Origin of the sequence: Streptomyces sp. NRRL B-24085 (assembly GCF_001282115.1) — a bacterium.
Lineage (GTDB): Bacteria > Actinomycetota > Actinomycetes > Streptomycetales > Streptomycetaceae > Streptomyces.
The window spans coordinates 1-16,875 of the sequence record NZ_LJBR01000277.1; the positions used below are offsets into that span (position 1 = coordinate 1).

The window sequence follows — 16,875 nt, forward strand, 5'->3', positions numbered from 1 at the left end:
ACCCCGGGCGAGGTCTTCCCCCGCCGCAAGCCGGCCCCGCCGCCGGCGAACCCGCCCCAGCATCTCGCCGCGGGCTGAACGCCGGTCGGCCGCACCCCGCCCGAGTTGTCCCGGTGCGGCTGGCTACCCTGGAGACATGGACTACGTCTCCGCGCTCGTGCCCCCGGTCGTCATGGCCGTGTTCTTCATCGGTGTGATCCGGGTCATCGTGAAGACCCAGGGCGGGGCCAACAAGGCCAAGGAGGACGCGGCCGTCGACGCCGCCCTCGCGCGCGCGGAGGCGACCAAGCAGGCCGACTGACCGGCCCTTCCCCCGTCGGCGTACGACTCCCCGAGCCACCGTGCTTTCGGAGTCGTACGCCCTTTTTGTTGCTGTTTGACGTCGAAAGAGCACGTCCGTCACGCCGATAGCCGGATCTCCCACTATTGTGCTGAGCTGTGCCTCGCCCATTGGGAGAACTCGAAGACGCGGTCATGACGCGGGTGTGGAAGTGGAACCGCCCGGTCACCGTTCGAGAAGTCCTGGAAGACCTTCAGCAGGAACGGTCCATCGCGTACACCACGGTGATGACCGTTTTGGACAATCTCCATCAGAAGGGCTGGGTGCGCCGTGAGGCGGAAGGCCGGGCCTATCGATATGAGGCGGTCTCCACACGGGCCGCCTACGCCGCCGCACTGATGAACGACGCCTGGTCGCAGAGTGACAACCCCGCCGCCGCTCTCGTCGCCTTCTTCGGGATGATGAGCGAGGAACAGCGACTGGCACTCCAGGACGCCGTACGCATCGTCCAGGGGCCGTCCGTGGAGAACCCCGACTCCACAACGCGGGACGGCGGGCGATAGCGTCCGCTCATGTCCGCGAAGAGCCCCTCCGCCGAGAACCCCGAAGTCACCGCAAAAGCCATCACCGTCCGGCGGGCCCGCACCAGCGATGTCGCCGGCATCCGACGGCTCCTTGACTCCTACGTCCGCGACCGCATCCTGCTCGACAAAGCGACGGTGACGCTTTACGAGGACATCCAGGAGTTCTGGGTCGCCGAGCGTGACGACAACGCCGAGCTGGTCGGCTTCGGGGCCCTGCATGTCATGTGGGAAGACCTCGCGGAAGTGCGCACTCTCGCCGTGAAGCCCGGACTGAAGGGTGCCGGGGTCGGGCACCAGTTGCTGGAGAAGTTGTTGGAGACGGCCCGCTGGCTCGGTGTTCGCCGCGTTTTCTGTCTCACCTTCGAAGTGGACTTCTTCGGCAAGCACGGCTTCGTCGAGATCGGTGAGACACCCGTTGACACCGATGTCTACGCAGAGCTACTGCGTTCCTATGACGAAGGCGTGGCAGAGTTCCTCGGTCTCGAACGAGTGAAACCGAACACCTTGGGCAACAGCCGGATGCTTCTGCATCTGTGATCGCCAAGGATTCCGGGGCTTCCGGGGCCCGCCCGTGCCCAGGTTCCCTATGTCCGAAACGCGCATGTTTCCGGACGGGGAGGTCCCTGTCGGTCTCTCCCGGGGGTTTGTGTTTTTCCAGCAAAAGCGGTTTGCTTTCCGACGTACTGCAGTACTGCATATAACAGGGGACGGCGAAACGGCGGACGCCGCAGGCCCCCGGCCCTCAAGTATTGGATGAAAGGAAATCCGGTGGCACAGAAGGTTCAGGTCCTTCTTGTCGACGACATCGACGGCGGCGAGGCGGACGAGACCGTCACGTTCGCGTTGGACGGCAAGACGTACGAGATCGATCTCACGACCGCCAATGCGGACAAGCTTCGTGGCCTTCTCGAGCCCTACGTGAAGGGCGGTCGCCGCACCGGAGGCCGTGCTTCGGGCGGGCGCGGAAAGACGCGGGCCGCTTCCGGTGGCAGCCAGGACACCGCTCAGATCCGTGCCTGGGCCAAGGAGAACGGTTACGAGGTCAATGACCGCGGCCGTGTTCCGGCGAGCATTCGCGAGGCTTACGAGAAGGCCAACGCCTGATCGAGAGGTGCACGAAGGCCGGGGCCCGCGAAGGCTTATGCCCGAGCGCCCCGCAGCCGCATCCGGTGGCAGTGCGTCGCCAGCGTGTTCACGACGCGTACGAGATCGGGGGCGCCCCCACCGCCCCCCAGTGCCGACACCGTCGGCAGCGAGGCCTCGACCTCGCACCCAGGCTCGGGGGGCCGCAGCCACACGGCGGCCCCCTGCGGGGCGTCGGGAGCCTCGTGCTCCCTTCCGGGAAGCGCCGCCGCGACGGGCCCGCCCGTCCCTGGCGCGGCTGACCGGCTCGGGGATCCGGCCGACACCCGGCCCGGTGCCGCTCCGGTGAGCCCGGTCGCTTCCGTCCCGGGCGAGCGCCACGCGCCCGTGCCCGGCCGCCGCGTCGCCCCGGCGGGGCCGCCCGGCGCCCGGCCCCACACCGCTCCCGCGGGCCCGCCCGGCACCGTCCCGGGCAGTGCCGGTGCCGTCATGGAGCCGTCCGTGCCGATCGCCCGCAGGTCCAGCGGGAGCGAGCCCCACTCCAGCCACTCCAGGATTCCGGGCAGCTCCTCCGCGCTGCCCGCCGCCACCAGGAGCCGCATGCGGCCGCCCCGCAGCGCCACCGGAGACGCCCCGGCGAGGTGGCGCAGGGCCGCGCGGCCCGCCTCGGCCGGGACGTCCAGGACGTCGAAGCGCGGGCCCACCCGCAGACGTACGGGAGATTCGGGGGTGCTCGCGGGCACCGTGGGCCAGCCCAGTTCGTTCTCGTACCAGCGGCGGACCTGATCGTCGCCGGCGGAGGCCCGGTCGGGCGGCCGTCGGGGCAGCGGGACCGCGGTGCGTTCCGAGGTGCGAGGGAGGTGGCCGGCAACCATGCCGAGTGCAACCGCCGGAAGGGCGCGAGAGTTACGCTGGGTGCGCCGACGTGTGCGAAGAGTGTTTGAGGAGGGGGCGTGCGGAGGTGCGGGGTGGCACAAGGTTGTTCGCCCGTAGCGGAGGGACGGGGGGCGTACGGCATGGAGTGTCGGTCGGAGCGGGTAAGACATCCCTAGTGGGAGGGGGCGACACGCAGGAAAGGACGTCTCACGTTCGCCATCGGCGTACTGGCGACTGGGGTAACTGCCTGGCCTGCGGGAACATCGTCTCGCACCATCGGGTTGGAGCAGATGTCGGCGTTCGGGGTCAGGAGGCCATCGACGGTGTCGGCAGTTGGAATGAGCGGTCCCCGCTTGCGGGACTAAGCTGCGGAAGGACAGGGAGGGGAAGTTCCCCCCACTGCCTGACCGCTCTGAGGAGCGATTAACGATGTTCGAGAGGTTCACCGACCGCGCGCGGCGGGTTGTCGTCCTGGCTCAGGAAGAAGCCCGGATGCTCAACCACAACTACATCGGCACCGAGCACATCCTCCTGGGCCTGATCCACGAGGGTGAGGGTGTCGCCGCCAAGGCCCTTGAGAGCCTCGGGATTTCGCTCGAGGCGGTCCGCCAGCAGGTGGAGGAGATCATCGGGCAGGGGCAGCAGGCCCCGTCCGGGCACATCCCCTTCACCCCCCGTGCCAAGAAGGTCCTGGAGCTGTCGCTCCGCGAGGCCCTTCAGCTGGGCCACAACTACATCGGCACGGAGCACATCCTGCTCGGCCTGATCCGTGAGGGCGAGGGCGTCGCCGCCCAGGTCCTGGTCAAGCTGGGCGCAGATCTGAACCGGGTGCGGCAGCAGGTCATCCAGCTGCTCTCCGGTTACCAGGGCAAGGAGACCGCCACCGCCGGCGGGCCTGCCGAGGGCACCCCCTCGACGTCCCTGGTCCTCGACCAGTTCGGCCGGAACCTCACCCAGGCCGCTCGTGAGTCCAAGCTCGACCCGGTCATCGGGCGCGAGAAGGAGATCGAGCGGGTCATGCAGGTGCTGTCCCGCCGTACCAAGAACAACCCGGTGCTGATCGGTGAGCCCGGCGTCGGCAAGACCGCCGTCGTCGAGGGCCTCGCCCAGGCCATCGTCAAGGGCGAGGTGCCCGAGACCCTCAAGGACAAGCACCTCTACACCCTGGACCTCGGCGCGCTGGTCGCCGGCTCCCGCTACCGCGGTGACTTCGAGGAGCGCCTGAAGAAGGTCCTCAAGGAGATCCGCACCCGCGGCGACATCATCCTGTTCATCGACGAGCTGCACACGCTGGTCGGTGCGGGTGCCGCCGAGGGCGCCATCGACGCCGCTTCGATCCTGAAGCCGATGCTGGCCCGCGGTGAGCTCCAGACCATCGGTGCCACCACGCTGGACGAGTACCGCAAGCATCTGGAGAAGGACGCGGCCCTCGAGCGCCGTTTCCAGCCCATCCAGGTCGCCGAGCCCTCGCTCCCGCACACCATCGAGATCCTCAAGGGTCTGCGCGACCGCTACGAGGCCCACCACCGTGTGTCCATCACGGACGAGGCCCTCGTCCAGGCCGCGACCCTGGCCGACCGGTACATCTCGGACCGCTTCCTGCCGGACAAGGCGATCGACCTGATCGACGAGGCCGGTTCCCGGATGCGCATCCGCCGGATGACCGCGCCGCCGGACCTGCGCGAGTTCGACGAGAAGATCGCCGGTGTCCGCCGCGACAAGGAGTCCGCGATCGACTCGCAGGACTTCGAGAAGGCCGCCTCCCTGCGCGACAAGGAGAAGCAGCTCCTCGCCGCCAAGGCCAAGCGGGAGAAGGAGTGGAAGGCCGGCGACATGGACGTCGTCGCGGAGGTCGACGGCGAGCTGATCGCCGAGGTCCTCGCGACCGCCACCGGCATCCCGGTCTTCAAGCTGACCGAGGAGGAGTCCTCGCGTCTGCTGCGCATGGAGGACGAGCTCCACAAGCGGGTCATCGGCCAGGTCGACGCCGTCAAGGCGCTGTCGAAGGCGATCCGTCGTACGCGTGCGGGCCTCAAGGACCCGAAGCGTCCCGGTGGTTCGTTCATCTTCGCCGGCCCGTCCGGTGTCGGTAAGACCGAGCTGTCCAAGGCGCTCGCCGAGTTCCTCTTCGGTGACGAGGACGCGCTGATCTCCCTCGACATGTCGGAGTTCAGCGAGAAGCACACGGTCTCGCGGCTCTTCGGTTCGCCCCCCGGATACGTGGGTTACGAAGAGGGCGGCCAGCTCACCGAGAAGGTCCGCCGCAAGCCGTTCTCCGTCGTCCTCTTCGACGAGGTCGAGAAGGCCCACCCGGACATCTTCAACTCGCTGCTCCAGATCCTGGAGGACGGTCGCCTGACCGACTCCCAGGGCCGGGTCGTGGACTTCAAGAACACGGTCATCATCATGACGACCAACCTCGGCACCCGGGACATCTCCAAGGGCTTCAACCTGGGCTTCGCGGCCTCGGGCGACAAGAAGACCAACTACGAGCGCATGAAGAACAAGGTCTCGGACGAGCTCAAGCAGCACTTCCGGCCCGAGTTCCTCAACCGCGTCGACGACGTGGTCGTCTTCCCGCAGCTCACCCAGGACGACATCCTCAAGATCGTCGACCTGATGGTGGGCAAGGTGGACGAGCGCCTCAAGGACCGGGACATGGGCATCGAGCTCTCCCAGTCCGCCAAGGAGCTGCTGTCCAAGAAGGGTTACGACCCGGTGCTGGGTGCGCGTCCGCTGCGTCGCACCATCCAGCGCGAGGTCGAGGACACGCTGTCGGAGAAGATCCTCTTCGGCGAGCTGCGTCCCGGTCACATCGTGGTCGTCGACACGGAGGGCGAGGGCGAGACCCAGACCTTCACCTTCCGCGGCGAGGAGAAGTCGGCGCTGCCCGACGTCCCGCCGATCGAGCAGGCGGCCGGCGGTGCCGGGCCGAACCTGAGCAAGGAGGCGTAAGCCTCACCGGCCGCAGGGCCGACTAGAGGGGCCGGTGCCTTCGGGCACCGGCCCCTCTGGCGTGTGCGCGCCTGTGCGGCCGACTGCGTGTGGGTCAGGACAACTGGCCGTCGTAGTCCGGGAGTTTGAAGGTCTTCTCGGCGTGGCCGCCCGACAGGTCGGTGGCGCTGTTGCCGATGTTCGCGATGATCGTGTAGCCCTTGTTCTCGATGTCGACGCGCTGGGCGGTCTTGTAGGTGGCGACGTTCTTGAACAGGTCGACGAAGCCGCGGACGTAGAGGCCGTTGACCTGGTAGCCGACGTGCTTGAGGTTGTAGTCGGTCACCGAGGCGATGATGCCGGGGCGGGCGGTCACGAAGAACAGGGATACGCCGTGCTCCTGGGCGTACTTCGCGACCTCCAGGACGGGCTTGTTGGCCGGGGAGGGGTAACTGAAGCCGAAGTCCGTCTCCAGGGTGGTGTTGTCGATGTCGAGGACGATCGCCTGCTTCTCGCCGGGCCCGGGGGCGGCGATGCGCGTCTTCAGGTAGGGGAGGGCTTGGTTCATCACGGCCTGGCAGTCGGACTGCCAGGTGGCGTAGTCGACGTCCGCGGCGGCGGTCGAGGCGGTGGTCGTGGAGGTGCCTGCGGTGGCCGTCGTGGCCTCTGCGGGCACGGCCAGGGCCACGAGTGCGGCTGCGGAGACGGTGGTTACGGCGGTGCGGCGCGCCCAGGCGCGTCTGCTACTCATGATTCGTGGGGGTCCTCTCACGTCCGTATGCCGTTGTCTGGTGCATGTTCGGGGGCGAGGGTGGCGCGAGGGGAACCGTAGGGTTACTGACTGGTAAGTGGCCAGAGACGTGCGTCACATGACGGGACTTTTGCCTGAGGGTCGCCGGTGACTTGCCGCACAGGTGATTTGTCCATTACTAGCGGGAATAGTGAGCAAATTTACCGAGCGCGCCATACCTGTTGTACGCACCTTCTCGACCCATTACTACATTCCGTCGTAGATGGGCCATTTGGGCCTGTTCGGCCACTGGGGTTACCAAGGGATGCGCCATCCGGTCGTCCTCATGTGCCGGGTGGTTTCTCCTGTCCCCGGCTTCACGAGGTTCCGAATGTTCCAGCGCGTCTCCCCCCGCTCCTCCCGTACGTCCCTGCTCCGCACCCGTGTGGCCGTCATGGCCGCGTCCGTCGGGGCCACGGCTGTGCTGGGGGCCGGAGTCGCCTCGGCCGCGTCCTCCTCGGCCTCCTGGGTCGACCCGGTCAAGAAGTACACGCTCAGCGCCAGCTACGCGCAGGCCGGTGGCATGTGGCAGTCCACCCACAGCGGGCAGGACTTCGCCGTGCCGAGCGGTACGACCGTCGTCGCCGCGCACGGCGGGACCGTCGTCAAGGCGGGTCCGGGGGGTGCCGGTGACGGTGCCGCCTACGGCAACGCCATCGTGATCAAGCACGGCAACCGGACGTACTCGCAGTACGCCCACCTCTCCCGCATCAAGGTCAAGGTCGGCCAGGTCGTCAAGACCGGTCAGCGCATCGCCCTGTCCGGCAACACCGGCAACTCCAGCGGCCCGCACCTGCACTTCGAGATCCGCACGACCGCGAACTACGGCTCGGCCATCGACCCGGTCGCGTTCCTGCGGGCCAAGGGCGTGAAGGTCTGACCGGGGTCAGGCGCCCGGGCCGCCCCGATGGGCCTGCGTGATCAGGTCGGTCGCGACCTCCAGGACCGCCTGGCGCTTGGCCTCCGGGTCCGCGGTGATGTCCTGGAGGAAGAACATCCCGGCGTGCAGGGTGAAGAGCGCGCTGACGCAGCGGACCTGGTCGGTCAGGTCCGCCTCGGGGTCGACGATGATCTCGCGCAGCCCCTGCATGCGCTCCTTGAAGGTCTCGCCGACGCGCAGTTCACGGACCGTCGCCTGGTTCTCCTGCATGAAGCGGAACAGCGGCGTCGCACCCGACAGGGTCTCGCTGTAGCGCCGTACGATCTCCTGCTTCGTCTCGAGCGTGTGCGGCTGCTTGCGGCCCCACTCGATGAGGTCGAGGATCGGCTGCGTCAGATCGTCGAAGATGCTGACGAGGATCTCTTCCTTGGTCTTGAAGTGGTAGTAGAGCGCCGCCTTGGTGACGTCCAGGTGCTCGGCGATCTCCCGCAGTGACGTCTTCTCGTACCCCTGCTCCGCGAAGAGTTCGAGGGCCACGTCCTGGATTCGCTGGCGTGTGTTGCCGCGGCGCTGCTGCTTCGTGACGTCCATGGTGCCGCCCATCCTCGTGCTCCTCGGCTTTCCATAAAACTTACTTGACGCCCGGCTAGTTACGCGTCTACCTTCCCCAGTGTAGACAACTAGCCGGGCGGCAAGTAAGTGCCCCGGCGGGGCAGTACCGCAGGACCTCAGGGGAGTGGGAACGATGGCGGACACACAGACGGTCGAGACGGAGCCGGACAAGAAACAGCGCAGCGTGCGGGTCGTCCTGCTCGCGCTGATGATCACCATGATGCTCGCGATGCTCGACAACATGATCGTGGGCACCGCGATGCCGACGATCGTGGGCGAGCTCGGCGGACTCGAGCACCTGTCGTGGGTCGTGACGGCCTACACGCTGGCCACCGCCGCCGCGACCCCGCTCTGGGGCAAGCTCGGCGACATGTACGGCCGCAAGGGCGTCTTCATGAGCTCGATCGTGCTCTTCCTGGTCGGCTCCGCGCTCAGCGGCATGGCCCAGGACATGGGCCAGCTCATCGGCTTCCGGGCCGTGCAGGGTCTCGGCGCCGGCGGTCTGATGGTCGGTGTCATGGCGATCATCGGCGACCTGATCCCGCCCCGGGAGCGCGGCAAGTACCAGGGCATGATGGCCGGCGTCATGGCGCTCGCGATGATCGGCGGTCCGCTGGTCGGTGGCACCATCACCGACAACTGGGGCTGGCGCTGGTCCTTCTACATCAACCTGCCGCTCGGTGTCGTGTCGCTCGCCCTGATCAGCGCGGTGCTGCACCTGCCGAAGAAGCGCGCACAGGCCCGTATCGACTACCTGGGCGCCGCCCTGCTGACCGTCGGCATCACCGCCATCGTGCTGGTGACCACCTGGGGCGGCACGGAGTACGCCTGGAGCTCCGCGCGGATCATGGAGCTGATCGGCATCGGCGTCGCCGCGCTGGTCGGGTTCGTGTTCTGGCAGACCAAGGCTGCCGAGCCGGTCGTACCGCTGCACATCTTCCGCAGCCGCAACTTCACGCTGATGTCGGTCATCGGCTTCATCACCGGCTTCGTGATGTTCGGCGCCACCCTCTTCCTGCCGCTGTACCAGCAGTCGGTGCAGGGCGCCTCCGCGACCAACTCCGGGCTGCTGCTCCTGCCGATGCTCGGCGCGATGCTGGTGACCTCGATGGTCGCGGGCCGGATCACCACCAACAGCGGGCGGTACTACGTCTTCCCGGTCCTCGGCAGCGTCCTGATGGTGATCGGGCTGTACCTGCTGTCGACCATGGACACCGGGACTTCGCGGTTCACCTCGGGTGTCTTCATGGCCGTCGTCGGTCTCGGCATGGGCTGCCTGATGCAGATCACCATGCTGGTCGCGCAGAACAGCGTCGAGATGAAGGACATGGGCGTCGCGTCCTCCTCCACCACCCTGTTCCGTACGCTCGGCTCCTCCTTCGGTGTCGCCATCATGGGGGCGCTGTTCAACCACCGCGTCCAGGACACCATGGCCGAGCGGGGCGGGGCGCTGGGCTCCAAGGTGACCGAGCAGTCCGCCCAGCTGGACGCGAAGAGCCTGGAGAAGCTGCCGGACGCGGTGCGCGAGGCGTACCAGTTCGCGGTGTCGGCGGGCACGCACTCGGCGTTCCTGCTCGGTTCGATCGTCGCCGTGCTCTCGCTGGTGGCGGCGGTGTTCGTCAAGGAGGTGCCGCTGAAGGGAGCGGGACCCCAGAAGGCGGCGGAGGACGCGGCGCCGACCCCGCTCGTCGAGGTCTGACCCGACTCCGAAGCGAAGGCGCCGACAGCACCGGAAGAACGGCAAGAACCGAAAGCCCCGAACCGAAGGCCCCCCGGACGGTGTCCGCCCCGGGGGGCCTTCTTCGTGCGAGCGAGGGCGATGTCAGTGCCGCGTGTCACCATCGGCCCCATGGACAAAGTGCGGCAGATCAGGCTCGCCAAGGACGCCATGGACCGGGACTGGGCCGATCCGGACCTCGACCTGGACGCCGTCGCCGCGCATGCCGGGTACTCGCGCTACCACTTCATCCGGGTGTTCAGGGAGACGTACGGCGAGACCCCCGGGCAGTACCTCACGCACCGGCGGATCGAGCGGGCCGAGGAGATGCTGAGGGGCGCCGACCTGAGCGTGACCGAGATCTGCCACCTGGTCGGGTTCAGCAGCCTCGGCACCTTCTCCGCCCGCTTCAAGGCGCGGACCGGACTCGCCCCGAGCGAGTACCGCACCGAGCACGTGGGCCGCGGCGCCGCCCTGATCCCCGGCTGCTACGCCATGCTCTGGGCCGGCGGCTTCCCCACCGCGAGAGACACCGCGAGAGACACCGCGAGGACCGCAACTTCGAAGAAGCGACCCGGCCCCGCCGCTGCCTACGGTGACGGAGAGGAATCCCCGGACGAATTCCCCGACGACAGGAGAGCGGAGCCATGATCCAGGGCCTGGGCATCACCACCGTGTGGACCTTCGACCAGCAGCGCACCAAGGCCTTCTTCACCGAGAAGCTGGACTTCGAGGTGCGCAGCGAGGTCTCGATGGGCGACATGACATGGGTCACCGTCGGAGCGAAGGAGCAGCAGGGCGTCGAGCTGGCGCTGATGAGCCTCGACGGCCCGGGTCTCGACCCCGAGTCCGCCGAGGCGCTGAAGAAGCTCGTCGGCAAGGGCGTGATGGGCGCGGGCGCGTTCCGCACCGACGACTGCCGCGGGGACTACGAGACGTTCCGGGCGCGCGGGGTGGAGTTCGTCCAGGAGCCCCAGGAGCGGCCGTACGGCATCGAGGCGATCTTCCGCGACGACAACGGCAACTGGTACTCGCTGACCCAGCGCAGTGACGAGCTGGACTTCTCCAAGGACTGGGCGTGACGGAGGGCGTGGCCGAGGCCGACCACACCGCCATCCGGGTCGCCCTGTGGCGGGCCCTGCACGTGCGCGCCGACCCGCCGCCGCACGTGCTGGAGGACGAGATCGGGCTGCGGCTCGCGGACCCGGACGAGGGATGGCGGGACCGGCCCGACATGGACGTGGACGCCACCCGCCGCACCCGGGCCTCGATCGTGGCGCGGACCCGGTTCGTGGAGGACCTCGTCGTCGAGCGGGACGTCCGTCAGTACGTCGTCCTCGGGGCCGGCCTCGACACGTTCGCCCAGCGCAGACCGGAGATCGCCGCCGAGCGCGGGTTGCGGGTCTTCGAGGTGGACCGGCCGGGACCGCAGTCCTGGAAGCGCCGGCGGCTGGAGAATCTCGGTCTCGGCGTCCCCGAGTGGCTGCGGCTCGTACCGGTCGACTTCGAGGGGGACTGGCGGGGGACGCTGGCCGCGGCCGGCTTCGATCCCGGGCGCCCCGCGGTGGTGGCCTCCACGGGCGTCACGATGTACCTCACCCGGGAGGCGAACGAGGCCACGTTCCGCGCGGTCGCCGGGCTCGCCCCGGGTTCCGCGCTGGTCACGACCTTCCTGCGGCCGCCGGAGGACGTCGAGCCGGACCAGCGGGCCCAGGTGGACGCGGCGGTACGGGGAGCGCGGGCGGCGGGGACACCCTTCCTCAGCTTCTTCAGGCCCGCCGAGATCCTGACCCTGGCGCGCGAGTGCGGTTTCCCGGACGTCCGGCACGTCCCGGTGGAGGAACTGGACCGGCGGTACTTCCGGGGCAGGACGGACGGCGTACGGCCGTCCAGGGGGGAGGAGCTGGTGGTGGCGACCACCTGAGCGGCTCCGGCCGCGGCTCAGGGCAGCAGCGGGTAGCTCCCCGTCGCCGTGGGCGCGTGCTCCGGCAGCCACAGCACCGCCACCGCGCCCTCCGCCGGGACCCCGTCGGCGGCTCCCGCCGGACGGACGTTGCGGAAGGTCAGCCGTGCTCCCATGACCCGTGCCTGGCCGGCCGCGATGGTCAGTCCCAGACCGTGCCCGTGCCCCGCGCGGTCCGCGCTGCCCGTGCGGAAGCGGCTCGGGCCGTCGGCGAGGAGGTCCTCGGGGAAACCGGGCCCGTGGTCGCGGACGCGGATGACGCGGCCCTCCACGGTGACCTCGATGGGCGGGCTGCCGTGCCGGGCGGCGTTGGCGAGGAGGTTGAACAGGACGCGTTCCAGGCGGCGCGGATCGGTCGTGACCTCCGACTCGTGCACCACACGGACCTCGATCTCCGGGTCCTTGGCGGCCACCCGGCGGGTGACGAACTCGCCGAGCAGGATGTCCTGGAGCTCGGCCCGTTCGGAGGCGCCGTCGAGCCGGGCCACCTCCAGGACGTCCTCGACGAGGGTGCGCATGGCCTTCGCCCGGTCCAGGACCAGTTCCGTGGGCCGCCCCGGAGGCAGCAGTTCCGCCGCCGTCAGCAGGCCCGTCACCGGCGTCCGCAGTTCGTGCGCGATGTCGGCGGTCACCCGCCGCTCGGCCTCCAGCCGCTGCTGGAGCGCGTCCGCCATGGCGTCCACGGCGCTCGCGAGGTCGTCGGTCTCGTCCCGTACGACCCCGCCGATCGCGTCCCTGACCCGGACGTCCGTCTCGCCCTTGGCCATCTGGTTCGCCGCGGTCGCCGCCTTGCGCAGCCGCCGCGACAACTGCCCGCCGATGAGCACGCCGAGCGCGCTGCCGCCGAGGACCACCGCGATGGAGCCGATCACCAGGGCCTGGTCAAGATCCTTGAGGATGTCCGTGCTGCGGTCCGTGAACCCGGTGTGCAGCGACAGCACGTGCCCGCCCTTGACCGGGACCGCGGCCCAGATGTCCGGCCCCCGGTCGGGCCGGTCGGAGACGTACGTCGCCCGGCGGCCCTCCTCGACCTTCTCGCGCAGCGCGGGCGGCAGACGGCGGTCGTCGACCGCGATGCTGGGGAAGTTCGGCTTGCCCGTCAGCTCGTAGTTGCGCTGGGCGATCTGGATGCGCTCGTCGGCGAGGTCGCGCGCGTTGTCCAGCATCGAGACGCGGGCCGCGTTGTGCACGACCAGGCTGAGCGCGACCGCCACGAGCGCGCCGACCAGCGCGATGGCCGCGCTGAGCTTCCATCTCAGCCCCGTCCGCATCACCACGCGCTCCGTCACCGGGCCCCGAAGGATCCCCCGCATGCCCAGGCCCCCCGCTCAGGCCTTCAACTTGTAGCCGAAGCCGCGGACCGTCTCGATCCGGTCCTGGCCGATCTTCGTCCGCAGCCGCTGCACATGGACGTCGACGACCCGGGTGTCACCGCCCCAGCCGTAGTCCCACACCCGTTCCAGGAGCTTGTCCCGGGACAGGACCGTGCCCGGCGCGGAGGAGAACTCGAGCAGCAGCCGCATCTCGGTCGGGGTGAGCGCCACCGGCTGCCCGCCCCTGCGCACCTCCATGCCCTCGGTGTCGACCTCCAGCTCCCCGAAGGTCAGCACACCCCCGGCGGCCGCGTCCGCGCCGACATCACCCTTGTCGGTCCCGCCCGCGTGCCCGAAGCGGCGCAGCACCGCGCGGATCCGGGCGACCAGGACGGCCCCGTCGAACGGCTTGGTCACGTAGTCGTCGGCGCCGGCTTCCAGACCGAGCACCACGTCGATCGAGTCGGCCCGCGCCGACAGCATGATCACCGGCACGGTGGACTCGTCGCGGATACGGCGGCACAGGCTGACCCCGTCCAGGCCCGGCACCATGACGTCCAGCAGGGCGATGTCGGGGCGGTCCGCCCGGAACGCCTCCAGGCCCGACAGGCCGTCGGGCATGGCCGTGACCGCGAAGCCGTCCCGCTCCAGGGCGAGTTGGGTGGCCTCGCGGATGACGTCGTCGTCCTCGACGAACAGCACGTGGGTCTGGTCTGCCATCCGGTGCTCTCACTCTTCGGGGTGGTTGCGGTCACTGGGGGATCGTTGCGGGCGGCCCGATCGGTTCAGTTGTCGGGCACCGGCGTCGGATCCTTGCCGACGACGTTGCTGTAGTCGCTGTGCGTCCGGTACACCGCGGCGAACCGCCCCGAGGCCCAGCGGTACGTGATCACGTTCTCGCCGGACGGGTCCGACACCGGGTCGCCCTTCTCGTACACCTGCTTGGTCACCACCAGGTCGCCGCGGTCTATCTCGGCGTAGACCGGAGGCTCCTCGGTCTGGAAGACATTCTGGTACGAACCGTCTTCCTCGCGATACACGTACGAGCCGACGCCCACCAGATCGGCACAGGTCACGACGTTGACGACGACGTCGTCGGCCGGGCCGCCGGTCAGGTCGCCGTAGAAGAGGTCGACCGGGTACTGGTCGGTGCCGCAGGGTTCGAGATCGCGCTTAACCGCCTCGGAGACCTTCGGGTCGGACCGGAGGAGGGCGATCGCGCCCTTGCGGTCCAGGCGCGGGGAGGCCATGGCGGACGGCATGGCGGAGGGGGAGACGCCGGTCCCCGCGACCGCGTGCGCCGGACCCTCGTCACGGGTGCCGGTGCCGCCGGTGGCGCAGGCGGAGACGAAAAGGGCGAGGGCGGCCAGCACGGCCACCGCCGTGCTCGCCGCCTGGAAGATCCCCCGGACCGGAGCGAGGTCCGGCCGGGTGGGCCCGGGTTCGGTCAGGCCGCCGCGCAACGCTCCCGCTCCTCACGCTCCAGCGCGCGTGCGTCCAGGTCGCGGGCCTCCAGCTCCTCGCGGAGCCGGGCGAGCGCCCGGTGCAGCGTGCTCTTGACCGTACCGGCCGACATGCCGAGGGCGGCGGCCGTCTCCTCCGTGGACATCTGCTCCCAGTGTCGCAGCACCACGACGCTGCGCTGCTTGGGGGCCAGCACCTTCATGACGTCCATCAGCAGAGCGCGGTCCGCGTGCTGCTCGGTGGAGTCGTCGACCGAGGCGTCCGGGAGCTGCTCGGTCGGCACCTCCTCCAGCTTGCGGGCCCGCCACCACTCCGTACGGGTGTTGATCATCACCCGGCGCAGGTAGGCATCCGCGAGCCGCTTGTCCTCGATGGTCTCCCAGCGGCCGTACGTCCGCACGAGCGCCGTCTGGAGCAGGTCCTGCGCGTCGACCGGGTCCGGGACCAGACGGCGTGCGCTGCGCAGCAGCGCGTCCTGCCGGGTGCGGACGTACTCCTCGAACTCGAGCACCTCGCCCTGAGCCATGTCGACCGCCTCCTGATCCCCGTTCCGGCAGTCCCTGCCGGTTGTCTTCACGTCTGCTGCCGCCTGGTGTGCGGCATGGCAACGAAGCTACGGAGCTGTTGTCACGGGGCTGTGCGGAGCAGCGCGCGGCTGGCAATCGGCTGTCCGTCGGTTGTGTAACGGAAGCCGAAAAGGGGTAAACCGGCGCGGGTGTTCGCGCCGGTTCAGGGGGATTTGCCGGTTTGCTCGTGCCGGGCTATGTCAACGGCAGCCGATACAAACCACCCGGGAGGGGTTCGACGAGCCCGTCCGCGACCAGACCGTCCAACGCCCGGGCCCGCTGCACCGGTTCGTGCCACACCCGGTCGAGGGCCGCCTGCGGGACGGGTGTGTGGGCCTCCCGCAGCACGGCGAGCAGCTTGCCGCGCACCTGGCGGTCGGTACCGGCGTACGTCTGTCCGCGCCGCGCCGGCCCGTCGTGCTCGGGCTTGCCCGCGAGCCGCCAGGCGCACCGGGCGGCGATGGGACAGCGCTGGCACGTCTCGTTCTTGGCCGTGCAGACGAGCGCGCCGAGCTCCATGGAGGCGGCGGCCCAGCGCGCGGCGGTCCTCTCGTCCTCCGGCAGCAGCGCGCGGGCGAGCTTGCGCTCGGCGGCGGTGGTGGCGTTCGGCGGGTACTGCACACCGGTCACGGCCCGGGCGAGCACCCGCCGCACGTTGGTGTCCAGCACCGCGTGCCGCTGCCCGTACGCGAAGGAGGCGACGGCGGCCGCCGTGTACTCGCCGATCCCGGGCAGCGCCAGCAGTTGCGCGTGGTCCGTGGGTACGTCACCGCCGTGCCGTTCCGTTATGGCGACCGCGGCGCCGTGCAGCCGCAGCGCCCGGCGCGGATAGCCGAGCCGGCCCCAGGCGCGCACGGCCTCACCGGGCGCCTCGGCGGCGAGGTCGGCGGGGCGCGGCCACCGCGCGAGCCACTGCTCGTAGACCGGGAGGACCCGGCTGACGGGCGTCTGCTGGAGCATGAACTCGCTGACCATCACCCCCCACGGCCCGGCCTCGGGCCGCCGCCACGGCAGGTCCCGGGCGTGCTCGTCGAACCAGTCGATGACGGGGGAGTGCAGGCCCGCTCCGGGGGGAGCGTCGGTGATGCCGTCGGCGGGGCTGCTGTGCGGGGGCTTCGTGGGCGCAGTCATGGCCTTCCGATCCTGCCATGGCCGGGGGCCCGCGCGGGCGGACCGCCACCCCGGGGGCGCCTGGACCTGATGACCGACGGCGGTGCGGGCCGACCCGGCACCGCAAGGGGCGACGCCGGGAGCGGCGGGCAACTCACGGCGCGCGCGGCGGAGTCGGTGACCGGCCCTGGCCATAGCTGCAAGGGACGCGATCGCGAACGCGGGGGCGGCGGGGGAGAACGGCGCACCGGGGGACGGGAGTCCGCTCTCCGTCCACGTCCCGCCGCCGTGTCGTACCCACGTGCGGGTGTCGTCGGTGACGTCGGCGATGTGCCGGTGGACATCGGCATCCCCGAAGTCCACGGTCACGGACGGTAGGCGGCAGGCGGATACGGTCACAGCCCGCGATCGTCACGTGTCAGTTCCGGAATGATGATCCTGAAAAGTTGTGGCGCCGGGCGGCGGGTGAGGACGGCGAACTCGCCGATCTCTCGTACAGTTTGCGCCGTGGGATCTCTGCGCAATCCGGTCGGGCCGCTTCCCTCCTCCATCTACTGGCGACGGAGGGCCGTCATGCTGTCCGTCCTAGCCGTGCTGGCGCTGCTGATCGCGTGGATCGTCACCTCCGGCGGCGGAGGCGGCAAGAACGGCGCGGACGGGCCCAACGACAAGAATCCCTCCCCCTCCACGATCACCCCCGGCC

The 16,875-nt window shown here is 69.7% G+C and carries 18 protein-coding genes and 1 pseudogene; 11 read left to right on the plus strand and 8 right to left on the minus strand.

Going from position 1 to position 16,875, the window contains the following annotated elements:
- The first annotated feature begins 136 nt into the window (after positions 1 to 136).
- From AOJ26_RS43960 to AOJ26_RS27865, 4 genes are all read left to right on the plus strand, one after another.
- Positions 137 to 301: a hypothetical protein gene (locus tag AOJ26_RS43960; protein WP_037717523.1), complete on the plus strand. Its 165-nt coding sequence runs from the start codon at positions 137 to 139 to the stop codon at positions 299 to 301.
- Between the two features lie 149 nt (positions 302 to 450).
- A complete protein-coding gene (locus tag AOJ26_RS27855) occupies positions 451 to 843 on the plus strand; it encodes a BlaI/MecI/CopY family transcriptional regulator (protein ID WP_078960050.1) in 393 nt (130 codons plus the stop codon).
- Between the two features lie 9 nt (positions 844 to 852).
- Positions 853 to 1,401, plus strand: a complete 549-nt coding sequence (locus AOJ26_RS27860; protein ID WP_053851121.1) for an amino-acid N-acetyltransferase — start codon at positions 853 to 855, stop codon at positions 1,399 to 1,401.
- A 231-nt stretch (positions 1,402 to 1,632) separates the two neighbouring features.
- Positions 1,633 to 1,968 (plus strand): histone-like nucleoid-structuring protein Lsr2, encoded by a 336-nt coding sequence (locus AOJ26_RS27865; protein ID WP_031044473.1) that lies wholly within the window; start codon positions 1,633 to 1,635, stop codon positions 1,966 to 1,968.
- Positions 1,969 to 2,003: 35 nt separating this feature from the next.
- Here AOJ26_RS27865 and AOJ26_RS27870 read toward each other — a convergent pair whose 3' ends face one another.
- A complete protein-coding gene (locus AOJ26_RS27870) occupies positions 2,004 to 2,822 on the minus strand; it encodes an SCO3374 family protein (protein ID WP_053851122.1) in 819 nt (272 codons plus the stop codon).
- A gap of 430 nt (positions 2,823 to 3,252) precedes the next feature.
- Here AOJ26_RS27870 and AOJ26_RS27875 point away from each other — a divergent pair, with 430 nt between their 5' ends.
- Positions 3,253 to 5,778, plus strand: coding sequence for an ATP-dependent Clp protease ATP-binding subunit (locus AOJ26_RS27875; protein ID WP_053851123.1), 2,526 nt, complete (start codon positions 3,253 to 3,255; stop codon positions 5,776 to 5,778).
- Positions 5,779 to 5,872: 94 nt separating this feature from the next.
- On the opposite strand, the gene AOJ26_RS27880 is transcribed toward AOJ26_RS27875, so the two are convergent.
- The gene (locus AOJ26_RS27880; RefSeq protein ID WP_053851124.1) at positions 5,873 to 6,508 is read right to left on the minus strand and encodes an HAD family acid phosphatase; all 636 of its coding nucleotides are present in this window, start codon (positions 6,506 to 6,508) and stop codon (positions 5,873 to 5,875) included.
- A 370-nt stretch (positions 6,509 to 6,878) separates the two neighbouring features.
- Between AOJ26_RS27880 and AOJ26_RS27885 the strand changes: the two genes are divergently transcribed.
- Positions 6,879 to 7,427: a M23 family metallopeptidase gene (locus tag AOJ26_RS27885; RefSeq protein ID WP_053851125.1), complete on the plus strand. Its 549-nt coding sequence runs from the start codon at positions 6,879 to 6,881 to the stop codon at positions 7,425 to 7,427.
- 6 nt (positions 7,428 to 7,433) lie between these two features.
- Here the strand turns inward: AOJ26_RS27885 and AOJ26_RS27890 are convergent, their stop codons facing one another.
- On the minus strand, positions 7,434 to 8,030 hold the full coding sequence (locus AOJ26_RS27890; protein ID WP_053851126.1) for a TetR/AcrR family transcriptional regulator: 597 nt from the start codon (positions 8,028 to 8,030) through the stop codon (positions 7,434 to 7,436).
- A gap of 142 nt (positions 8,031 to 8,172) precedes the next feature.
- Here AOJ26_RS27890 and AOJ26_RS27895 point away from each other — a divergent pair, with 142 nt between their 5' ends.
- From AOJ26_RS27895 to AOJ26_RS27910, 4 genes are all read left to right on the plus strand, one after another.
- Complete coding sequence (locus AOJ26_RS27895; RefSeq protein ID WP_053851127.1) at positions 8,173 to 9,738, plus strand: MDR family MFS transporter; 1,566 nt, start codon at positions 8,173 to 8,175, stop codon at positions 9,736 to 9,738.
- A 150-nt stretch (positions 9,739 to 9,888) separates the two neighbouring features.
- Positions 9,889 to 10,407 carry a helix-turn-helix transcriptional regulator gene (locus AOJ26_RS27900; protein ID WP_053851134.1) on the plus strand — a complete coding sequence of 173 codons (519 nt, stop codon included), beginning with the start codon at positions 9,889 to 9,891 and terminating at the stop codon, positions 10,405 to 10,407.
- Positions 10,404 to 10,838, plus strand: a complete 435-nt coding sequence (locus AOJ26_RS27905; RefSeq protein ID WP_053851128.1) for a VOC family protein — start codon at positions 10,404 to 10,406, stop codon at positions 10,836 to 10,838. Before AOJ26_RS27900 ends, AOJ26_RS27905 begins: the two co-directional genes overlap by 4 nt.
- Complete coding sequence (locus AOJ26_RS27910; RefSeq protein WP_078960051.1) at positions 10,829 to 11,680, plus strand: class I SAM-dependent methyltransferase; 852 nt, start codon at positions 10,829 to 10,831, stop codon at positions 11,678 to 11,680. The genes AOJ26_RS27905 and AOJ26_RS27910 overlap by 10 nt, the downstream gene beginning before the upstream one ends.
- Before the next feature lie 17 nt (positions 11,681 to 11,697).
- Here the strand turns inward: AOJ26_RS27910 and cseC are convergent, their stop codons facing one another.
- From cseC to AOJ26_RS27935, 5 genes are all read right to left on the minus strand, one after another.
- Positions 11,698 to 13,032, minus strand: coding sequence for a two-component system sensor histidine kinase CseC (cseC, locus tag AOJ26_RS27915; protein WP_053851130.1), 1,335 nt, complete (start codon positions 13,030 to 13,032; stop codon positions 11,698 to 11,700).
- A 15-nt stretch (positions 13,033 to 13,047) separates the two neighbouring features.
- Positions 13,048 to 13,752, minus strand: coding sequence for a two-component system response regulator CseB (cseB, locus tag AOJ26_RS27920; RefSeq protein ID WP_053851131.1), 705 nt, complete (start codon positions 13,750 to 13,752; stop codon positions 13,048 to 13,050).
- A 65-nt stretch (positions 13,753 to 13,817) separates the two neighbouring features.
- Positions 13,818 to 14,495, minus strand: a complete 678-nt coding sequence (locus AOJ26_RS27925; protein WP_053851132.1) for a hypothetical protein — start codon at positions 14,493 to 14,495, stop codon at positions 13,818 to 13,820.
- Positions 14,480 to 15,022, minus strand: a complete 543-nt coding sequence (locus AOJ26_RS27930; RefSeq protein ID WP_020122536.1) for a SigE family RNA polymerase sigma factor — start codon at positions 15,020 to 15,022, stop codon at positions 14,480 to 14,482. The genes AOJ26_RS27925 and AOJ26_RS27930 overlap by 16 nt, the downstream gene beginning before the upstream one ends.
- 235 nt (positions 15,023 to 15,257) lie before the next feature.
- Positions 15,258 to 16,193, minus strand: coding sequence for an A/G-specific adenine glycosylase (locus AOJ26_RS27935; RefSeq protein WP_053851133.1), 936 nt, complete (start codon positions 16,191 to 16,193; stop codon positions 15,258 to 15,260).
- A 486-nt stretch (positions 16,194 to 16,679) separates the two neighbouring features.
- Between AOJ26_RS27935 and AOJ26_RS42210 the strand changes: the two are divergent.
- Positions 16,680 to 16,875 (plus strand): annotated as a pseudogene (locus AOJ26_RS42210) (hypothetical protein); the annotation flags it as partial.